Origin of the sequence: Actinomyces sp. zg-332, from assembly GCF_011751945.2 — a bacterium.
In the GTDB taxonomy this organism is placed as follows: Bacteria; Actinomycetota; Actinomycetes; order Actinomycetales; family Actinomycetaceae; genus ZJ293.
The window spans coordinates 679,533-697,725 of sequence record NZ_CP064951.1 but is presented as its reverse complement, the minus strand read 5'-3'; the positions used below and the strand labels follow the sequence as shown (position 1 = coordinate 697,725).

The window sequence follows — 18,193 nt, the reverse complement described above, 5'->3', positions numbered from 1 at the left end:
TTTGTTAGCTTACAAATACTTTCTAAAACCACTAGTTGCAGATCAATATATGTAGTACTACTATCAAATGCTATTTCATCACTATATCTGCTTTAATCAGTGGAAATGCGTTAAAATAAACACCACGTCATTATACAGTCGAATACAAAATATTGCAACAATAAAGTAAAAGTAGCGTTTAGATTTTACTCTTGAGAAATGTCCATTCCTTCAATATAACTACTATGCTGAGTAACAGTTACTACAGGACAAATTGACTCTAACAATATTTTTTGAGCGTTTACACCAACCATCTGACCTTTTATGCCTTGTCGACCTGCCAAACCAATAAAAATCAAACTTGCATCTTCTTCTCTTGCAACTTCAAGAACGCTATCAGCAATCTCAACGTTAGCTTTTGCTCGAATAACTTTGTATGCCACAGACATAGTTTTTAACAAATCCCAAAGAGTATCCTGAGCAGTGTCTAAAGTACGAGAGTCATCTTCAGAAGTTTTAGCAGCTAGTACTACTACTAATTCAGTTTCCATGGTCTTAGCAGCATTGTAAGCAGCATGCAAAGCAACATTAGACTCAGGTGTTCCGTGGTAACTAATTACGATTGGCATATCTACCCCTTTTAGGTCACAGTATATATAAATGTTAGCATGTAGTTTAAATAGATAGTATCTTTAATGTATGAAACAAATAGAAAGTTATATTACAGATAGATTAAACGCAACTAAAGAGCTTTTATTAGAGTCTTTGTTGGAAGTACAAAATTCATATCCTAATTCTGAGTTATTGGAAGAGTTTTTGTATCCAGCTAAGAATAACTTATTAAAAGGTAAATTTATAAGACCTAAAATGTGTTTACTGGGCAGTATGAGTAATATAACTAATGGTAGTTTTTCTAACAGTTACGTAAGTGATTTTTCATTAACTCATTTATGTACTGCTATAGAACTATACCATTTGTCAGCGCTGATACACGATGACATCATCGATAATACTGATACTAGACGTTCCAATCCTGCAACTCATATTTATTTTTCCAATTTTCACAAAAAGAATTTTATAAACACTTCTGCTGAAAAATATGGAATAAATGCGGCAATTTTATTGGGAGATTTATTACTGTCAAAATCTTTCGAACACATACAAAAAATAAATATATCGAACCTAGATACTTATAGAAACGTTATACAATATTTTACAGAAATTACTAAAGAAGTAGCCATAGGACAGTACTACGATTTATATGCTAGCAACCAACAAGCTGATAAAAATTACCTACTAAATAAAGATATAATAAAAAATATATTAATTTCTAAAACAGCTCATTATACTGTTACCAAGCCTTTTATACTTGGTAATAAAATCTCAGGCAACTCTAATACCAATATAGAAAAAATTACTCAAGCACTAGTTTCATGGGGAATAGCTTTCCAGATGAAAGATGATGAGCTTGGAATATTTGGAAATCGAACTAAAACAGGAAAACCAGCCGGAATTGATTTAATTGAAGAAAAGAAAACTTTACTTTTAGCATTTACTCTAGAAAATTTGAGCATTGCAGATAGAAAAGAAGTTATAAAAGTATTACCTACATTGAAAGAAAAAAATCCTATAGAACAAGCCGAATTAATTGAAAACATCAAAAAACAGATAGTCAATTCTGGAGCATATTATATTCATGAAACTAAAATGAAAGATTATTACAACAAAGGATATTCTATTCTAAAAGATTTAAACATTAACGAAGAAGTAAAAAAGTACTTATTAGACTTTGGGCAATCTTTAATAGAACGTGAAGGATAGTATAAATATTAAAACAAAATGCTACCGTGCCTTTTACTCACAGTAGCATTTCATAAAAGTTAGCGTGCTACAAAACTGTAACAGTGATTGTTGAACCAGGAAGTGCTTGTTCTCCCCCACCTGGAGTTGTTGAGCGAACTATTCCAAAAGCTCCACCAAGGACTTTTACAATATTAACTTTGAAACCAGCTTGTTGAAGTATAGATGTGGCTTCGTTGACTGATTTTCCAAATACATTAGGAACCGCAACAGTTCTTGGTCCCTTGGAAACAACAATCTTTACAGGATCATTTCTAAATATCGTAGTTCCATCTGCGTTTGGACTTTGGCTTATAACCAAACCTTTTGCTACGTTATCTGAGAAATCTTCAGAAACTTCAGGTTTGAGTCCTGCATCAGAAATAATCTTTTGAGCCTCTGCCGACTGTTTTCCTACAACATTTGGTACTTGAATAGGTTCACGACCCTTTGAAATCTGTATTGTCACAAATTTAGTATGAGGAATCACTGTATCAGCAGTAGGATCAGTACCAGCTACCTTACCTTTTTCTACATCTTCAGACCAAACTTCTACGCTTTCTTTATTGAGCTGTAAGTTAGCTGCAAGCAAAACTTTAGTAGCCTCTTTTTCGCTCAAACCAGACACATTAGGAATATTTATCTGTTGGACACCTTTAGAAATAAGTAGCATTAGTTTAGAACTCTTATAAACCTTATCTTTAGGGTTAGTTCCAACTACTTTATCTTTCTCAATAGTGTCACTGAAAACGTACTTCTTATCAAATTTAATGTTGCTGTTACTCAACATTTTAACAGCTTCATCGATAGTTTTACCTTCAACCTTAGGAATATTTATATATGCTCCCGGTCCTAGCGTAAACCACCAAGTAGCAAACCCTGCAACTACAACAACAGAAAATACTGCTATATACAAAGGTTTTATTTTTGACAATAGCTTAGACTTTTTCTTTTCTTTCACCATGGTGCCCTCATTTGCAGAGCTTACAAGCTCTGTAGTAACAGGCACTTGAGTGTCTACTCCGTCAGTAGGAGTTAGATCATAAGAAATTTTATTCTGTTCTTTACTTTCTACTTTAGACGATGAAACAGCACCCACTGGACCATAGGAAGAATCTTCCATAGATAAAGCAACAGTTCCATGATGATAAGTTAAAGCAGATGTAGCACCTGAGTCATGTTCTACAATTTGTTCATCCGCCTGGTCTTCATCTTCAGTAATTGAAGGCTCAACATCAGCTCTTTTAAGAAGTAAATCAGAAGGTATTGTATCAAGCAGTTCTTGCACCATCTGAGCAGCAACCATCGCATCAGCAGGACGTTGCTGTGAATCTCTATTTGTAAATTTAGCAATAAGATTAGCAACAGATTCTGGCACCCATTCGAGTTCATCACAAATATTTGGAATACCTTCATGCACATGCTTATAAGCTATTTGAATAGGTGTAGACCCAGCCAACGGTGGATGCCCGGCTATAAGTTCATACAACATTACACCAGTAGCATATATATCGGTACGCAAGTCAGCACTACCAGTTGTAATAATTTCAGGCGCCATATAAGAAACAGTACCAAGCACACTGTTTGTAGTAGCAGCCGTTGTCTCAGAAACAGCACGAGCTAAACCGAAATCAGCCACTTTAACTTGACCGTAAGGAGTAATCAAAACATTCTCTGGTTTAACATCTCGGTGTATAAGTCCTGTTTGATGTGCAGCATATAGAGCCTGAAGAATTTCTAAAATAATCGTCAAACTACGCTTTATGTTGAAAGAGCCTTCGCGCTTTAGCTGAGTCCTCAAATTAGGTCCTTCAACTAGTTCCATAACTAAGTATCCAGATCCATCAATAATTCCCTGATCATGTATTGCTACAACACCAGGGTGAGTTAGTTGAGCTGCAACGCGAGCTTCACGCCTAAAACGTGCTACGAAATCAGCAGAATCAGCTAGATGTGGGTGCATTATTTTTACAGCAACCAAACGATCAAGTCTTCTATCTTCTGCTCGATATACCGTTGCCATACCACCGCGTGCAATACGTGACTTTATCTTAAAACGGTCCTCAATTACCGCACCAATAAAATTGTCAACGGTACCTAGTGTTGATGGTGTTTTACCAACATTTACACGTGTCTCATCGCCGAACTCTGGCATGCTTTCTCTCTTTTGTTACTAGTCGTGCTTGTCACTACTATTTCAAAGTATTTTAAGAAAAAAGCTAGATAATTTAAAATTATGCTAGTCACTCAAGTAAACATTATACAAAAGTTTTTGTAATATTTAGTTAACACATGAGTTTTCTTACTATATTTATACTACATCTTTTTATTGCAAGTTTCGTATATATTAGTTTAGATGTTGTAGATTAATTTTTGTTTTTCAACAATTTAGTATTTTTATATAAATTGTAATACGCGTAATGTCATAAAACGTAGCATGTATAATATCTATACTTTAGTGTATAGCTAGCATATTTATCAGAACTTAAACGTAATTTCAGTGTATAAAACTATATTTCATTTTCTAAAGTTATTTTTACTGTGTATGATTACTGAAATATACTACTACAATACTATGCGATATAAAGGAGCAGAAAGCTTTCAATTCCAATAATAAATCCAACTTTCAAGGCTAGAGAATACTACATTTTGTCGGATTTAAAAGAGTATATTTTCCTACAGTTTGTTGGACAACTCATTTTATGCCTTTCAAAAACTAACTTCATAGCAGAAATATATAATTTTTCAAAACAGCCAGCAAAGTTTAGATATAAAACTCTTATATTCAGCTTTTCAATTACGAACTCATAATAATCAATTAAATAAACATTTAGTATATCTTTCCATAAAAACCTAATCGCTAAATATACTTATCCATGTTAAATCGTATCTTGCAACTATAAACGCACCATAAAATTTAGGCGCAGGAAACTTTCCTACGCCTAAACTATACAAGAGTAACTATTTATTTCTTATTCTTGACCAATTTCTTTTAGTAAGTCTTGGAACCAGTCTTCTTGGACATTAAATTTCTTACCACCAGCTATACGATCAAAAGCAATTACACTTAGTAAACAGCCGTTTTCTTCATCATGCCCAACTACCCCTGAGACCCTCTTTAATGCTGATTCAACAGCTAGAGTTGTCATAGACTGTATCAAACGTAAATCTTCAGAGCTGGCTGCTGCTGAACGTGAGAAATATCCTGATTTTTGTACCATGACTTTTTCAGCACCAATGAGCTTAGCGAATTGTTTAGCAAACCATTGTCCAGGATTAATCTTATCCAACATCACATGACCAAATGGATCACGTTGTACCTCTTCGCCAGAATTTTCCAGCTCTTTTACAATATCAGCAACGCCTGCACCCTCAGACAAGAAAATATTAACATTGCCCTGCTCATCCATAATTGCTTTCAAACGAGCAGCTTCTTTTTCAATATCAATATGTAGTTCTGGCACAAAAACAGCATGAACATCGTAGCGTTCTTTACATAATCCAATGCTTGGTAACCACTTTTTGGTCTTTAGATCATCATGATATTTCTTAGTTGCTGCTGCAGTAAGCCACCCACAGTTACGTCCCATAATTTCGTGTATAATCAACATTCTAGGATTTGAACGATGTTCTGAAATAATATTATGAGCATATTTTGCTGCTTCATGAGAAGCTGTTATAGCTCCAAGAGACTGACGGATAGGAATAATGTCATTATCAATTGTTTTAGGCAGACCTACAACAGTTAAATCGTAGTCGTTTTCTGCTAAATATGCAGCTAAATCTGCTGCGGTTGTATTTGTATCATCTCCACCAATTGTATGTAGTACATCTACTCCATCAGCTACAAGTTGTTTAGCAGCTTTTTCTAGAGGATTCTCCCCTTCTTCAATAAGCCCACGTTGAACAAGATTCTTTACGTTAGTGAGTTTTACTCTAGAGTTACCAATCGGACTTCCCCCATATTCATGTAGAATATCGCAGTTTTGTCTCGTTCGTTCATCAATTACAATTTTAGTACCTGTTAGTAATCCATGATAGCCATGTTCGTACCCAATCATTTCGATTTGTGGATCTAATTCGTTATAACGTTTTATTAGGAAAGCAACTGCTGATGATAAACATGGTGCAAATCCCCCAGCAGTTAGAAAAGCAACTTTGCGAACTGGCTTTTGTGTCATTTTATCTCCTTTGAGGAAGTTATTTTGTTATTAAAGAATTACTTATTTTCCAGATTTTGGAGGAAGTGGACCTTTGAATAAGCCTTTTTCAGCTAATTCATTTTTTACATCTGAGGCGTATCTATCCACGTATTCTTGTCCTGAGAGTTTTTGTAGCTCTTGCATTACCGTATTTGTTATAGAACGTAGAACTTCTTTGTTATTTTCTTCTCCAGCGTATTGTGAGAAATCTAATGGTTCTCCAAATACTACTCCAATAGGTACACCGCGTTTAGGCACAGTTTTACCTATAGGTTGTGCTACATCAGTATTTATCATAGCTACTGGTATTACTTTAGCTCCAGATAACAAGGCTAAGCGAGCAACTCCCACTTTTCCTTTATATAACTTTCCATCTGGGCTACGTGTTCCTTCAGGATATATACCGAAAAGTTCGCCACTTTCAATACGTTTTAATCCTGCTTGTAAAGCAGAATGTGCTTTTCCGCCGCTTCTATCAACAGGTATCGTCCCGACAGAACGCATGAATTTAGCAACAATTTTACCTTTTATACCTTTGCCTTTAAAGTAATCAGCTTTGCCAATAAATACTATCTCGCGTTTTAGAGCTAAAGGTAGGAAAAACGAATCAATTACAGCTAAGTGGTTTGATGCTAAAATTGCTGATCCTGTCTCTGGAACATTTTCCAGTCCTTCAACGTATGGTTTATACAGTATTTTAGCTATTGGACCAACACAAGTTTTTATAACCTTATATAACAACATTATTTTATTTCCTATACCTTATACTCGAGCCAAATCTGCTGAACCTATCATACCAGCATCATTTTGCATTTGCGCTAAAACTATATCAGCCGTGTCAGTGTATGCACCTGAAGACAGGTTTTCGTAATAACTAGATTTTACGTGTTTTAGTATCAAATCTTTAGCAGCACATACACCTCCACCTATGACGATTATCTCAGGATCATTTATAGTGGCAAGATTTGCTGCACCGTATCCAATCCAATATCCTATTTCAGCTAGCAAATCTTTAGCTGTTTCATCGCCCTCTTGCGCAGCAAGGGTAATTGCTGGACCGATAATTTTATTTTCAGGACAGTGCTTCAAAATATTTTGCATTTTGCTCGGGTTAGCTTTTAGTAGGTTAGTTGCGTTCCTAACCAAGGCACTACCACTGGCATAGGCTTCTAAACAACCACTTAGTCCACAGCTACACCAGGCTCCATTAGGAACAATTTTCATGTGCCCAACCTCGCCACCTTTGCCGTAATTACCTCTGACTAACTTATTGTCGATGATATTAGCTCCACCAATTCCTGTGCCTGAAGTAATCATAAGCATCGAAGATGCGCCTTTGCCTGCTCCGAATTTATATTCTGCCCATCCAGCAGCATTAGCATCATTTTCTATTACTATTTTATAAGGGAGCCTTTCTTCTAATACTTTTTTTAGATTGTAGGACTTATGTTCAATATTTGTCCCAAATAGTATTTTGTCTCTATCTTTGGAGATGAAACCCGTGGTAGCTACACCTATACCAACTATTTGCTTATCTTTAGCAAGTTTTTCACTCAAAAATACGATATCGTCATTAATTTTTTCCAGATTAGCACTACTAGTTTCTTCAATATAACTTTCTAAAATCTCACCATCTTGATTTACTAATCCTGCAGCTATTTTTGTACCACCAATATCAATTCCGATAGAAAACATTATTCTCCTTTTAGAAGATCAGCTACTACTTGCCTCAAAACATTTGGTTTTACAGGTAAAGTCACTATTTTTGTAGCACCAGCCCATTTTGATAGCCAAGCATCTTGAGCTCTTTCTACTAACATTATTGTAGGTGGCAATGAGCCAAGCTCATTTTGTATTCTTTTAGCCAGAGCCATTGCTCCTTCTTTATAAGTTTGTCCATACATAATTATTGCGTCATAGTTATTATTTTTAACTTCTTCAACAGCAATATCTGCGGTTGCACATTCTTTTAGTTCTAAAATACAACCGTTCAAAATGCCTTCTAGTGATGAAACGATATGTTCCCTATTATATAAATCATCAGAAAAAACTAGTACATGGTGAGTTTTCATTTTTCTTCCTGAGTGAATAATCCGCTAATTTCAGTGTTAATTATAGATTAGTTTTAAAGTTTTATAGGCATTTTATAAGTTCTTATTCATATATTTATTTATACGTGTTTTAAAGATAACTTTTTCGTTACTTTTAGAGTAGGTACATAAATTAACAAGATGGCTTATTTTATAGTTTCTTATTATAATTTAAGTGTTATTTATATATCTACGATGTATATGGAGTCTTTTTGAAAATTTATGTTAATTTAAAGCAACTTTCAAATAGAAAACCTAGAATAAAACAAGAAACTTATTTCATTAATGACAATATTTCATCGGTAAAAGATTTAATACAAAACTTGGTCACAATACAGGTTGAGAAATTTAATAATCAAATCGACTCACAAACTTATAGACCTGAACTTTTTGATTACATTACAGCAAGTGAAATTAAAGACAAAAGCTCAACAGGTAAAGTTAGTTTTGGTGCTTTGTATAACACTAATAAACAAGATTTAGGATACGCACTAGATAATGCAATTGAAAGTTTTAAAGACGGTATTTACTGCTTATTTATCAATAATACCCAGTTCACAGAGCTAGATGAAAATATAGTTTTACGTGAAGAAGACGTGGTAACTATTATCCGATTGACAATGCTAGCAGGGAGAATGTGGTAGAAATGTTTAGGTACTACGCTTTCAAATCTGATGTGAGGGATTCTTTTATCGAAAGAGTAAAGTCTGCTAAAAAATCTCTCAATAAGCCAAGTGAGAATTTTGTAAATGCTTTATTTGAAGGTACTGATTCTTCAGATTACGGTGATTGGGGCAATAAGTGGGTTTCGGACACTTCTGATGCGTTGTATAGAAAAGATTATGTTAATTTAGATGATATTTTCCCTTCTTCAATATATCCTGCTTTAGATTTGTTGATGGGAAAAGAACTTAGAGTTAAATTTTTACAAGTTTGCCAAAGGCTTCCACAATATCCATATACTGTAAGTTATTATCGAAGAACAGTTCGTTCGCAAAATTATGCTCACCTATTCAATAAAATATGCGGTTTACTCGGCGATTTTATCGCATTTAATCTGCTGAACATCGACATAATGGGCTTATTGAAAGAACAATACGATAAAGATACCTACTACTCTACCTTTTTCTTTAACGAGTACTGCGCTATTGAAATTGATAATAACAACGTTGAAGTAATTGATTTCATTAGAGATTTACTTTTAAGCCAGAAGAACACAAGTGTGCTTACCTCTAGTGTAATTGGTGGTATTGTTGCTTCAAGTAATAAAGAACTAAATGATTTACTTGCAGGTCTCCTACTAGCATCTAAGCTACAAGAAGGTTTAAGACAAGCAATTTGTGAGTCCATGGATAGTGGACTACATGAAAATTTTGTGAAACTTTTCAATATTATTCACGATAACAATATGGTTCGTTTTGCATCAATTAGAAGATCTATAGGTACTTTTACTGGTATTGGTGAATACGAAGACGACCGAGTAACTAAAAAAGAAGTAGCTTTAATCTACGATTTACTAAACGGTAATATCGATTCTAAAACTTTAATAACTAGTGATGATAATGTTGAAGCTTTGATTGGGCTATGGTTTGAAGGTAGCAAAGATATAAGTTGCAAAATACAAGGCATTAACCAAATCATTGAGTGTGGTAAACATCACTCACATTTGCTAGTTTCTTATGTTTTGAGTGATTTGCAAGATGATATTAGGGCAAGAAAAATAGCTAAGAACATTATTAGAAATTACTGTGAAACTAATGATAAAGCTCTCTTGGAGGAAGCTTTACAAATAGTTGCTTGTTTCTTACCTCATATATCTATCACTTATGGTTACTACGATAGAGATTTTAAAGATGTATCTTTCAATGACTATTATGAAAGCTGTGAAGAAGCAAAGCTTTTCTTTAATATCCTAAAAGTAGCTTTTAACTCTTTTACAAAGAAAACTAAAACTTACTCTCCTTGTATTTTCCCATGGTATAAAGTTACTATCTCTAAAGATGATTTGTCGAAAGAGTTAGGTTATATTGCTTGCCTGTTAAAAGATGATTTAATTACTGACGAGTATACAGATTACCTAACAAGCTACTATGATTTCGGTAAAGTGCTAAGTACTTTATACTCTAATCCTAAAACTGAGAAACAAAAATATACCTTAGTAAAACTTTTTGGTAATAGAAACTTTCCTACAAAACTTCTTTATAAGATTATAAAAGATAATGCTCTTACTTTTGAATATATAGCTGATTTTGAAGGATACTTACGTCTAAAGACTCCTGAAATTAGACAATATAGCATTGAGTTACTCTATAAGCAAAATATAGATGACTTGAAAATAACAATAGATAACCTTATTCAAAGTAAAGATGAAAATAAGCGTTTGGGTGCCTTAGAGTTGGTGTCTAAAGCTAAAGAGGAGAAAAAACTATCTGAGCAAGAAATTTCAGATTTTATACAAAAAATTACCTCTATTTCTTCTAGCGAAGAAGTTCTAATTGGCAAATTGCTTGGCTCAAATAACTTAGAAAAAGCTCTAGATAACTTGTATGACAAAGATTATACACCAAATGTATCTCTAAGTTTGGATATACCAATCAAAGCAAAGAACATCTTCTCCACACCAACTAAAAAATTACTAAAAATAGTAAAAGCTTTGAACGAGTTATACACTCAGCATGAAGATTACGAATACAAAACCTCCTACGGTGAAGTAATACTTGGAAATACCTTTGCTACAACAAAACCTACAGATTATCGTGATCGTGGTGATAAAGTTGATCTTTCCTACTATCCTTTGACTAAAGTCTGGGAAGATTTTTATAGCACTCATATAGATGATTACAATACGTTGTTACATTTGCATTTAGCTTTAAACACTTTTGATTTAGACCATGATGACGATGAAGAAGAATGCTACTTCAAGATTATAAATAAAGTATTAAAAACTTCATTAGATGAGCTAAATTTCCTACTAGAAAAAGAAGATTTAAAATACTTTGGTTCTACTTGGAAAAATAAGCAAGGTAAAGATGTAATAGAGGCCCTATACTCAGATAAAAAACACGGTTTTACCCAATATAATTTTGAAATAGCTTTATCCATAATTAACACAATAATAAATAAATATCCTATTACTAAACTATCTAATTCCTATTTAGATTGGGGTAAAAACAAATCTTATGAAAGTATTTTTACTTCTATAGCTTTCATGACCACGTTATTCAATTATTTGGACAAATATACTAATGACGAAGACTTCATAAAAGTTTTTGAAATAAAATACTACATCGACTCTCAAATGCAAAAATTATCTAAGGAAAATAATATTTCATGGGAAACAGTATTTTTAAACATATATGAAGTTGCATACGCTGTGCATTTAGGGTTAGTCAAGGTAGATTTCTTATATCAATATATTCTTGCAAACTCTAAATCAAATTTGGAAATAATAAGTATACAAATCAACGATAAATATTCTATAACTAAGCCTTATATGTATAAGCAATTTGATAACTACTACTCCAAAAATGAGCATTCAGAGAAAATACTAGAAATACATGGACAGAAAATTATAGATATTCTAGTTGAACTTGAACTAGAGCGTGGAGATATTCCTTTACAACACTCTAGTGCTATACACTCTATTAAACGCATTGAAGGAATAGAAAATCTAGTCAAAGTATTAAAAGCCTTAGGTAAATTGAAACTTGATCGAAATACTTGGTATTGGTCAAAAGATGATTCAAAGAAATCTACTTTAAGCCACTTGTTAAAGGTGAGTTTCCCTAAAGAAAGTGACAGTGTAGATATTCTGAAGGAAAAACTAGCCACAACAAACATTCCTGTTATGCGCCTAGTTGAAGTAGCAATGTATGCGCCACAGTGGATACCTATTATCGAACAGTATCTAGGTTGGCAAGGACTGGCAAGTGGTTGCTACTATTTCCAAGCACATACCAGCGATATAGACAAAAAGAAAGAGTCACTATTTGCTAAATACACTCCAATATCAGTAGATGATTTGCAAAATGGGGCTTTTGATGTCGATTGGTTTAAATCATCTTATGCACAGTTAGGCCAAGAAAACTTTAACTTGCTATATGAAAGCGCAAAATACATATCTGATGGCGCAAAACATTCCAGAGCAAGGAAATTTGCTGACGCCACCCTAGGTCGTATAGCTATTGAGGACACTGAAAAAGCAATTTTAGATAAGCGTAACCAAGACCTAGTAAAAAGCTATGGGCTTATTCCTGTTGCTAAGAACGGTGAGAAAGATATCTTACATCGATATAAGTTCTTACAAGATTTCTTGAAAACTAGTAAACAATTCGGAGCTGGACGCAGAGCAAGTGAAGCAACAAGTGTTAGCATAGCTTTAGAAAACTTAGCTAGAAATGCTGGGTACAGTGATGCTACACGCCTAACTTGGACTATGGAAACAAAACTAATCCAAGAATCTGCTAGCTTTTTTGCACCTAAAGAAATTGGTGACATAACCGTTTATATACGAATAGATGAAAACGGTAAAAGCGAAATTGTTTATGAAAAAGATGGTAAAAAACTAAAATCTCTACCAGCTAAGTATAAAAAAGACACATATATTGAAGATTTGAAGCAAACCCACAATAATCTTAAAGATCAATATGTACGTTCTAAGAAAATGCTTGAAGAGGCAATGGAAGATGAAGTTACTTTCCATTCAGAAGAAATAAGCAACCTGCTAGAAAATAACCTCGTTATTTCACCGCTACTAAGAAACCTAGTATTCAAAGCTGGTGAAGAGGTTGGTTACTTTGAAAACGAGAAGTTAATAGTCTTGTATGCTAGTGATAAAAACGGTAATTATGAACGCAAGACCATTGATATTCCAAAAGATACGTCACTAAAAATAGCTCATCCACTGGATCTATATAATAGCGACAAATGGCATATCTATCAGAAAGACTTATTCACCAGACAAATTAAACGGCCTTTCAAACAAGTCTTTAGAGAGTTATATCTAAAAACGGCTGATGAATTAGGTAAGACTAATTCTTTGAGGTATGCTGGACACCAAATCCAGCCACAAAAAACTATTGGATTGCTAAAGACAAGACGTTGGGTTGTAGACCCAGAAGAAGGCTTACAAAAAGTCTATTATAAAGAAAATATAATAGCTAAAATTTATGCTTTAGCAGATTGGTTCTCTCCATCAGAAATTGAAGCACCTACTTTAGAATGGGTGTGTTTTTATGAACGTAAAACTCTGAAAGAGATAAAAATAGATGATATACCTGACATTATTTTCTCTGAAGTAATGCGTGATGTAGATTTAGCTGTAAGTGTTGCTCATGTAGGTGGCGTTGACCCGCAAACAAGCCACTCTACTGTTCAAATGAGAAAAGCAATTATCAGCTTTAACCTTGAACTATTCAAGCTAGAAAATGTAACTTTTAGTGATAATTTCGCTATCATCAATGGTAGGCGTGCAGATTACACTATACATTTAGGCAGTGGAATTATTCACCAAAAAGCTGGATCTGTAATAAATGTTCTACCAGTGCATTCACAACAGCGTGGTAAATTATTCTTACCATTCATTGATGAAGATCCAAAGACTGCTGAGATAATATCCAAGATTGTTTTATTCGCTCAAGATACAAAGATTAAAGATCCTAGTATTTTAGAACAAATAAAACACAACAACAATCCGTAAATGGTGCATTCTTTGAATAATGCATTTACAATATAAGTTCCAGATTATTTTACATCTGCCCTACCATTTACTTTCAGTGAGTGCAAAATTTTATGGTATTAAGCAGATTTGAAATATTCTTACTTAAAGATTTGTTTATTAAAATAAACATTCAGATTGTAAGGAATAAAAATGACTCAATATGTTTTGCCTGAACTACCATACGACTATGATGCTTTAGAACCACACATTTCTAAAGAAATTATGACTTTACACCATACAAAACACCATCAAGCTTACGTTGACGGAGCAAATGCAGCTGTACAAAAACTAGAAGAAGCACGTGCTAATAATGACTTATCAGCAGTAAATTTGTGGGAAAAGAACCTTGCTTTCAACTTAGGTGGACACATTAACCACAGCATTTTCTGGACTAATCTTTGCCCAGAAGGCGGAAAAATAGACGGTGAAATCAAAGAAGCAATTGTTGAACAGTTTGGTTCATTTGGAGCTTTCCAAGCACATTTTGAAGCCAACGCTATGGGAATACAAGGTTCTGGCTGGTCAATTCTAGGTTGGGATTCTCTAGGTAAGCGTATGCACATTTTCCAGCTATTTGACCAACAATCAAATATGCCAGCAGGCATAGTTCCACTACTAATGCTTGATATGTGGGAACACGCTTTCTACTTAGACTATTTAAACGTTAAAGCTAACTATGTAAAAGCTTTCTGGAATATTGTCAATTGGGAAAACGTAAACAAACGTTACTTAAATGCTCAGAAAGTAAATACTGTTAAATTGTGCTGTTGCGATTGCAAAAATAAGTAGATTATCAATAAATAAACTAACAAAGACTACCAAAGGGCTATTTACATCTGTATTTGGCCCTTTTACTTTATAAAATATTTATATGTTATTTGTTTTTTGTTATAAAGAAAAATATCAGAATTCATTTTATTTATTTCCTTAGGATACTGTCTAGGTTGCTTGTTGTATTGTTTTAGCGTTTTGCTTATCTAGTATTATTGTTACTACTATTTTTACCTTTCAATATTTTGCTATTACTTGTATTTGACTGCTCTTTATTGTTTCACTTAGCTTTTGTTTCAATATATCCTTGTTTTGTGATACTTAATTTAGTGTTTAGTTTTGTTAGCGATTGGTATTTTCACTATTTAGCGTTTTATTACAGGGTTATACACTTTGGTTTTAGTTTTTAGTTTTGCTTATAGAAATATTTTTAGCGTTTTTATATTTTTACTTTTACCACTTTACCTGTTTTAACATTGCTTGCTATATTCAATATTTAAAACTTATCTTATCTTTTTACTGTCGACTTATATTCACTCACTGTACTTATCCATAGGTAAATATAGCTATAATTCCTACCCTGTTAGATTTACTTTTGCGCTTTTAAATTCTTAGTATAGGTTCAAAATATTTTTGTGATTCTTACCATAATCATAGCTAATGAATATTTTTATAAATGCAACTAATAAGAGCAATAAAATCAGTATATTAATCCGGTATATAGTAGCTTAATTTGTGTTAAAAAATAAGAGGAAGCAGAGAACTTCCCTACTTCCTCTTATCTAAAAGTTAGATTTACTTTTTCTTCTTTTTCTTAGCTGCACGGCGTTCTTGCCTATTACCTTGTTCTTTAGGCTTAGAATCATCCGAGGAAGTAGCTTGACCAGATTCATCAGGAGCATGATATTGCAAGTTATCAGTGGTCTTTGCTTGACCTACATCACCCATCACAGATTCAGACTGCTCTTCTACCTTTTCAATTGCACCACTTTCTACGAGTTCATTATATACACGAGTAAAGTGACCATAGTAACCAAATATATGTGTTACGGTTTCCTCACGAATACGTTCCATCATGGTAGCAAACATTTGCGCACCCTCATTAGCATATTCTACTAATGGATCACGCTGAGCCATAGCTCTAAGGCCTATACCCTCTTTCAAATAATCCATCTCATACAAATGTTCACGCCACATACGGTCAACAGTTGCTAGCAAAACTCTACGCTCTAGCTGACGCATTGGATCTTCACCTAACTGAGAAATAGCAACAGCGTTTTCAGACAAATCTTGTTCAGCTTTTTCGTAAGCAACCTTTATATCTTCTGTCAATTCTTCTATAAGCATTGCTTGAGTAATAAGTTCAACAGAGCCAGTTTCTTCAACGAAATCTTCAATAGTGATTGAAACAGGATAAAATTCACGCAAAGTTGACCATAGAGATGTTAAATCCCAATCAGACTTACTTGGTGCTGAACAGTATAAATTAACAACATTAGAGATTAGAGACTGAGCGAAAAATACAATCTGTTCACGTAAATCTTCACCTTCAAGAACTCTACGGCGCTGACTATAAACTTTTTCACGCTGTTCAGTCATAATGTCATCGTACTTCAAAACGTTCTTACGAATCTCAAAGTTACGTGATTCAACTTGTCGCTGCGCTGAAGCAATACCTCTTGTAACAATCTTATATTCCAAAGGTGTATCTTGATCAAATCCTGAAGAATTCATGATACGTTGTGCTAATGAGTTATTAAACAAACGCATCAAGTCATCTTCCATTGAAAGATAGAAACGAGATTCACCTGGGTCACCTTGACGTCCGGAACGACCTCGCAACTGGTTATCTATACGACGAGACTCGTGTCGTTCAGTACCTAGCACGTACAGACCACCCAGTTTAACTACCTCATCATGTTCAGCAGATACTGCTTCCTTTGCTTCTTGTAACACTTCTGGCCAAGCCTTTTCATAGCTTTCTGGATCAACGTTTACGTCATATCCTTTAGCTTTCATGTTAGCAATAGCAATGAATTCAGCATTACCACCAAGCATAATGTCAGTACCACGACCAGCCATATTAGTAGCAACGGTTACTGCACCCTTGCGTCCAGCCATAGCAATAACACCAGCTTCACGTTCGTGTTGCTTAGCGTTTAGAACTTCGTGAGGAACCCTAACTTCCTTCAGTAGTGAAGAAAGTAATTCGGATTTTTCAACAGAAGTAGTACCAACTAGAACAGGCTGGCCTTTTTCATGTCGCTCAACAATATCTTGCACGATGGCACGTAGTTTCCTTATTTCAGTAACGTAGACAACATCGTCATTGTCTTTCCTAATCATCGGTCTATTTGATGGAATAGGAATAACACCAATTTTGTAGGTTGAAGCGAATTCTGCTGCTTCAGTTTCAGCAGTACCAGTCATACCTGCTCGTGAACCCTCTGGATACAATCTGAAGTAGTTTTGCAAAGTGATTGTAGCTAGAGTTTGGTTCTCAGAATTAATTTTAACTTTTTCTTTAGCTTCAATTGCCTGATGCATACCCTCACTATAACGGCGTCCGGGAAGAACACGTCCAGTATGCTCATCAACAATTAGAATTTCGTTGTCTTTAGAAACAATATAGTCAATGTCTCGTTTGAAAATTTCTTTAGCCTTAATAGCGTTATTCAAGAAACCAATTAGCGGAGTATTTTCAGCTTCATATAAGTTATCTATTCCTAAGTAGTCTTCTACTTTTTCTATACCACTTTCAAGGATACCCACTGTTTTCTTTTTCTCATCAACTTCATAGTCTTGTTCAACAGTAAGTTTATTAGCAATAGTTGCAAACTCCGCGTACCATTTATTTACATCCTCAGTAGAAGGACCAGAAATAATCAGTGGAGTACGAGCTTCGTCAATAAGAATTGAGTCAACCTCGTCCACAATCACATAATTATGACCTCTTTGTACCATTTCTTCTGGTAGTTCTGCCATATTGTCACGTAGATAATCAAAACCAAATTCGTTGTTGGTTCCGTAAGTAATGTCACAGTTATATTCTTCTCTACGTTCTTTAGGAGTCATTGAGTTTAAAATACAGCCTGTTGTCATACCTAAGAAACGGTAGACACGTCCCATAAGCTCTGACTGGTAAGAAGCCAAATAATCGTTTACTGTGACAACGTGAACACCTTTTCCAGTTAATGCACGTAAGTATGAAGGCAAAGTAGCTACAAGTGTTTTACCTTCACCAGTTTTCATTTCAGCAATATTTCCCCAGTGTAGGGCTGCTCCACCCATTATCTGCACTGGGAAATGACGCATGCCTAGGGTTCTACGTGATGCTTCACGTACAGTCGCAAATGCCTCAACTAGTAAGTCGTCAAGAGTTTCACCATTTGCCAAACGATCTTTGAAAAGCTGTGTTTGTCCTTTAAGCTCTTCATCAGTCATGGCTACGAATTTTTCTTCTATTGCATCAACCTTTTTAGCTATTGCTTCTAGTCTTCTTAGTTGACGGCCTTCACCAATACGAAGAATTTTATCTACTATTGACACGCAGAACTCCTACTATATGTAAAAAATAAAATTATCTAACTAAT

11 protein-coding genes are annotated in these 18,193 nt (G+C 34.4%); 4 read left to right on the top strand and 7 right to left on the bottom strand.

The annotated features are described in order from the left end of the window. Nucleotides 1-185: 185 nt before the first annotated feature. Nucleotides 186-608, bottom strand: coding sequence for a universal stress protein (locus HCQ94_RS02790; RefSeq protein WP_166977434.1), 423 nt, complete (start codon nt 606-608; stop codon nt 186-188). Nucleotides 609-678: 70 nt separating this feature from the next. Here HCQ94_RS02790 and HCQ94_RS02785 point away from each other — a divergent pair, with 70 nt between their 5' ends. Continuing rightward, nucleotides 679-1,800 carry a polyprenyl synthetase family protein gene (locus tag HCQ94_RS02785; RefSeq protein WP_166981648.1) on the top strand — a complete coding sequence of 374 codons (1,122 nt, stop codon included), beginning with the start codon at nt 679-681 and terminating at the stop codon, nt 1,798-1,800. A gap of 67 nt (nt 1,801-1,867) precedes the next feature. Here HCQ94_RS02785 and pknB read toward each other — a convergent pair whose 3' ends face one another. The 5 genes from pknB to HCQ94_RS02760 form a co-directional block, all read right to left on the bottom strand. Continuing rightward, complete coding sequence (gene pknB / locus HCQ94_RS02780; protein WP_166981645.1) at nt 1,868-3,973, bottom strand: Stk1 family PASTA domain-containing Ser/Thr kinase; 2,106 nt, start codon at nt 3,971-3,973, stop codon at nt 1,868-1,870. A gap of 817 nt (nt 3,974-4,790) precedes the next feature. Continuing rightward, nucleotides 4,791-5,999, bottom strand: coding sequence for a pyrophosphate--fructose-6-phosphate 1-phosphotransferase (locus HCQ94_RS02775; protein ID WP_166981642.1), 1,209 nt, complete (start codon nt 5,997-5,999; stop codon nt 4,791-4,793). A 42-nt stretch (nt 6,000-6,041) separates the two neighbouring features. Further along, nucleotides 6,042-6,764: a lysophospholipid acyltransferase family protein gene (locus HCQ94_RS02770; RefSeq protein WP_196373625.1), complete on the bottom strand. Its 723-nt coding sequence runs from the start codon at nt 6,762-6,764 to the stop codon at nt 6,042-6,044. An 18-nt stretch (nt 6,765-6,782) separates the two neighbouring features. Then, a complete protein-coding gene (locus HCQ94_RS02765; RefSeq protein WP_166977425.1) occupies nt 6,783-7,715 on the bottom strand; it encodes an ROK family glucokinase in 933 nt (310 codons plus the stop codon). After that, the gene (locus tag HCQ94_RS02760) at nt 7,715-8,092 is read right to left on the bottom strand and encodes a response regulator (protein WP_166977423.1); all 378 of its coding nucleotides are present in this window, start codon (nt 8,090-8,092) and stop codon (nt 7,715-7,717) included. The genes HCQ94_RS02765 and HCQ94_RS02760 overlap by 1 nt, the downstream gene beginning before the upstream one ends. A 230-nt stretch (nt 8,093-8,322) precedes the next feature. Between HCQ94_RS02760 and HCQ94_RS02755 the strand changes: the two genes are divergently transcribed. From HCQ94_RS02755 to HCQ94_RS02745, 3 genes are all read left to right on the top strand, one after another. Continuing rightward, nucleotides 8,323-8,754, top strand: a complete 432-nt coding sequence (locus HCQ94_RS02755) for a hypothetical protein (protein WP_166981639.1) — start codon at nt 8,323-8,325, stop codon at nt 8,752-8,754. 2 nt (nt 8,755-8,756) lie between these two features. After that, on the top strand, nt 8,757-13,808 hold the full coding sequence (locus HCQ94_RS02750; protein WP_166981636.1) for a DUF4132 domain-containing protein: 5,052 nt from the start codon (nt 8,757-8,759) through the stop codon (nt 13,806-13,808). A 171-nt stretch (nt 13,809-13,979) separates the two neighbouring features. After that, nucleotides 13,980-14,618, top strand: a complete 639-nt coding sequence (locus HCQ94_RS02745) for a superoxide dismutase (protein ID WP_166981633.1) — start codon at nt 13,980-13,982, stop codon at nt 14,616-14,618. Between the two features lie 777 nt (nt 14,619-15,395). Here HCQ94_RS02745 and secA read toward each other — a convergent pair. Further along, complete coding sequence (gene secA, locus HCQ94_RS02740) at nt 15,396-18,149, bottom strand: preprotein translocase subunit SecA (protein WP_166977416.1); 2,754 nt, start codon at nt 18,147-18,149, stop codon at nt 15,396-15,398. Nucleotides 18,150-18,193: the final 44 nt, after the last annotated feature.

What these genes read in the sequence shown, in the direction of transcription:
- pknB (WP_166981645.1), bottom strand. Translation starts at nt 3,973, where the DNA reads ATGCCAGAGTTCGGCGATGAGACACGTGTAAATGTTGGTAAAACACCA.
- HCQ94_RS02750 (WP_166981636.1), top strand. Translation starts at nt 8,757, where the DNA reads ATGTTTAGGTACTACGCTTTCAAATCTGATGTGAGGGATTCTTTTATC.
- HCQ94_RS02775 (WP_166981642.1), bottom strand. Translation starts at nt 5,999, where the DNA reads ATGACACAAAAGCCAGTTCGCAAAGTTGCTTTTCTAACTGCTGGGGGA.
- HCQ94_RS02765 (WP_166977425.1), bottom strand. Translation starts at nt 7,715, where the DNA reads ATGTTTTCTATCGGAATTGATATTGGTGGTACAAAAATAGCTGCAGGA.
- HCQ94_RS02785 (WP_166981648.1), top strand. Translation starts at nt 679, where the DNA reads ATGAAACAAATAGAAAGTTATATTACAGATAGATTAAACGCAACTAAA.
- HCQ94_RS02790 (WP_166977434.1), bottom strand. Translation starts at nt 608, where the DNA reads ATGCCAATCGTAATTAGTTACCACGGAACACCTGAGTCTAATGTTGCT.
- HCQ94_RS02770 (WP_196373625.1), bottom strand. Translation starts at nt 6,764, where the DNA reads ATGTTGTTATATAAGGTTATAAAAACTTGTGTTGGTCCAATAGCTAAA.
- HCQ94_RS02760 (WP_166977423.1), bottom strand. Translation starts at nt 8,092, where the DNA reads ATGAAAACTCACCATGTACTAGTTTTTTCTGATGATTTATATAATAGG.
- HCQ94_RS02745 (WP_166981633.1), top strand. Translation starts at nt 13,980, where the DNA reads ATGACTCAATATGTTTTGCCTGAACTACCATACGACTATGATGCTTTA.